The sequence below is a fragment of the Acidimicrobiia bacterium genome (assembly GCA_035471805.1).
In the GTDB taxonomy this organism is placed as follows: domain Bacteria; phylum Actinomycetota; class Acidimicrobiia; order Spongiisociales; family JAHEDJ01; genus JAHEDJ01.
The window spans coordinates 1-2,829 of the sequence record DATIPS010000030.1 but is presented as its reverse complement, the minus strand read 5'-3'; the positions used below and the strand labels follow the sequence as shown (position 1 = coordinate 2,829).

The 2,829-nt window shown below is 63.2% G+C and carries 2 protein-coding genes; both read left to right on the top strand.

Going from position 1 to position 2,829, the window contains the following annotated elements; translation table 11 throughout:
• The first annotated feature begins 243 nt into the window (after positions 1–243).
• Complete coding sequence (locus VLT15_06895; protein ID HSR44940.1) at positions 244–1,140, top strand: acetoacetate decarboxylase family protein; 897 nt, start codon at positions 244–246, stop codon at positions 1,138–1,140.
• 131 nt (positions 1,141–1,271) lie between these two features.
• Entirely contained in the window at positions 1,272–2,438 is a 1,167-nt protein-coding gene (locus tag VLT15_06890; protein HSR44939.1) for a low temperature requirement protein A, read from the top strand.
• Positions 2,439–2,829 lie beyond the last annotated feature (391 nt).

Below are 2,829 nucleotides of genomic sequence, written 5' to 3'. Positions count from 1 at the left end.
TGGGCACTCTCGGCAGTCGTGTGATCTGGTAACGAGCACGAGGATGCTCCTTCGTATCGGCGGGATCCTTCCTTTCTCGCCGAAGGCACGCCCATGGGTCCTCGGCCGAGGTCTCGCATCTCGGACTCTGCTCGTTATCTAGTGCGATTGTCTATGTTGCTCGAAGGTGCCGTTTGGGGGTCGTCCCCTTCCCAGGCGACGCTCACTGCGGTACGTTGTAGAGGGTCTAGCGGGAGATGTGCCGTGTTGTATGCCGTCGATAAACGGGAACTTCGCGCATGGGCGAGAACCGGGCCGTTTCTCCCCAGATTCACGGCAGCCGAGATGCTGCTCGTGGGTTTCCGAACCGACCCGACAGTGGTGGAACGGATACTCCCGAAACCACTCCAAGTTCCCGACGACCCTCTGGCACTGGCATTCGTGGCGCGGTACCCGGAGACGAACTTCGGCGTTACCTATAACGAGGGTGCGCTCATTGTGCCGGCAACCTTCAAGGGTGAGGTGGGCGGATACTGCCTGGCGATGCCGGTCGACAACGACATGGCCATGGTCGGCGGCCGCGAACGTCACGGCTTCCCGAAGAAGATGGCCGATCAGATCAGCCTCGAGCGAGACGAAGGCCACGCTGTCGGGAGTGTTGTTCGTCGGGGCGAGGAGATCCTCCATCTTGAGGCAGCACTGACCGACCAAATCGAGGTCGGCTCACTGGAACAGCTTATGGGACCGACCGTTCCGGATCTCGACGATCGGCGGTCCCTGCCGTTCGTGTCCTTCCTCTTCAAGCATTTCCCTGCGACCGACGGCAGCGGGTTCGAGTACCCGCCGCTCCTGATCAGGCAGGTAACGCTCTTCCGGCCGAGGACGGACCTGTGGACCGGCGCCGGGAAGATCGTGATGGGGACTGCACCGGCAGATCCGTTGGGTGAGATACCGGTCCGTGACGTCACGCTGGCCGTATACGGTATCTTCGACAACGTGATGCTGCCGGGACGAGCGGTCAGCAAGGTTCGGAACCCCTTGCGGTTTGCCCCGCATGCGTTCTTCAGTACCGACATGCTGGCTACCGTCGATCGAAGCACTCGACCCCCGCTATCTCGTCGGCAGCGCACGGGTCTCCGAAGACAGCTTGCCGAGTACTAGCGACGGACACTTTCGAGCACGCGGTGGCAGCGCTTGGATGATTGCGCTCTACCACCGGCCGGGATTCACAACAGCTTCTCCCGGCGCATGGTTCCGGGCGTAAGAAACCCCCCCACCTACACTCCCGGCATATGAAGGGCATCGAACTCCCGCCGCTCACCGAGGATTTCACCGCAGATCCGGTTGAACTGTTCTTCGACCTGGCCTATGTGTTCGCCTTCTCCCAGCTGGTGGCGCTCCTCATCGGCGAACCGACCTGGGCAGGGGCGGGCAAGGCCGCGTTGCTGTTTGCCTTGTTGTGGCTGCCGTGGCAGCAGCTGACCTGGGCGGCCAACGCAATATCGGGCAACGGGCGGCCGGTGCGCATCCTGTTTCTCATCGCCACGGTGGTAAGCATCCCGATGGCGGCTTCTACCTCGACCGCCTTCGCCGGGGGCGGACCGGTGTTTGCGATCGCTCTCACCGGCATCATGCTCATCGGTTTCCGTATGCAGACGATGGGCACGACCGACGAGATCGACTATCGCTCCGCCGCTCTCAACTGGATCGCTCCCAATGTCGTTGCCATCCTGGTGCTGGTCGTGGGGTCCTTCTACGACGGCACGGCCCGGCTCGCCTTCTGGCTCGGCACCGTCGCCATCGTGCTGTTTGCGATGGTCAAAGCCGCCGACGGCGATTGGCTGGTGCGTCCGGGCCACTTCGCCGAGCGTCACGGGCTGATCATCATCATCGCGCTGGGCGAGGTGATCGTTGCCATCGGCATTCCCGTCGTCGCCGCCCTGGAGAAGAACGGCAGCCTGTCGCTGGCAACGATCTCGGCGCTGCTTGCGTCCGGCGCATTCGCCGGTGTGTTGTGGTGGGCCTACTTCGATCGGCCCGGCCCCGGCCTCGAGTTTGCCGCCTCCAAGCTCGACAGTCGGGGAGCCGGCCGGTTCATCCGGGACGTGTATACCTGGGCCCATGCCCCCGTCGTGGCGGGCGTCATCCTGGCCGCCGCTGCGCTCGAAGAGATCGCGCTGCACCCTCGCGACTCCGTCCCTCTCGAGTTCCGGGTCATGATGGCCGCCGGCCTCTTCCTGTTCCTGATTGGGGTCTACCTCGCAGTGTGGCGCGCCTTCCGGGCCCAAGCGCGGGAGCGGTTGGTGGGCGCCATGATCATTGCCGGCATCGTCTTCGCAGGAGCGTCGCTCGAGGGCCTGAACCTGTTGACCATCGTGGTCGTCGTGATGTTCATCGTGCTGGTCATCGAGCACCGCCGCATCCAACGCCTTCACCTGCACGCCGAACTAGAGGCCTGAGGGCCTTACTGCGCCGAACGACAACGCACGACCCTTGTTGGCGATGACTGCAGGAGCGTTGCGCTGAATCCGGTCGAGATCCAGAGCCGACGAGCCTCACTCAAATGATGCGGGTCAGCAGAACGTTCATTTCGTCGAACCCTCCGTAGCGAATCGGCACGAGGGCGGCGTAGTCATCGGACGCAACAGCACGTGATTGTGCTGCCATCGCAACGCTGAATCGTCTTTGGGTTGTCGTGCAGAGCGAGCATCACTGCTGTGGCGTCAGGGAAGCCCCGGCCGGCATACCAGACGGAACTCGGGTGCCGGTCGAATCCACGACCGGCACCCTCCATTGCCTTCGTCTACGGACAGGCTGGAATCGCCAAGGGGCCTGGGTATGACCTGTCTT

Coding starts and splice junctions, on each gene's coding strand:
- VLT15_06890 (HSR44939.1), top strand. CDS start 1,272: ATGAAGGGCATCGAACTCCCGCCGCTCACCGAGGATTTCACCGCAGAT.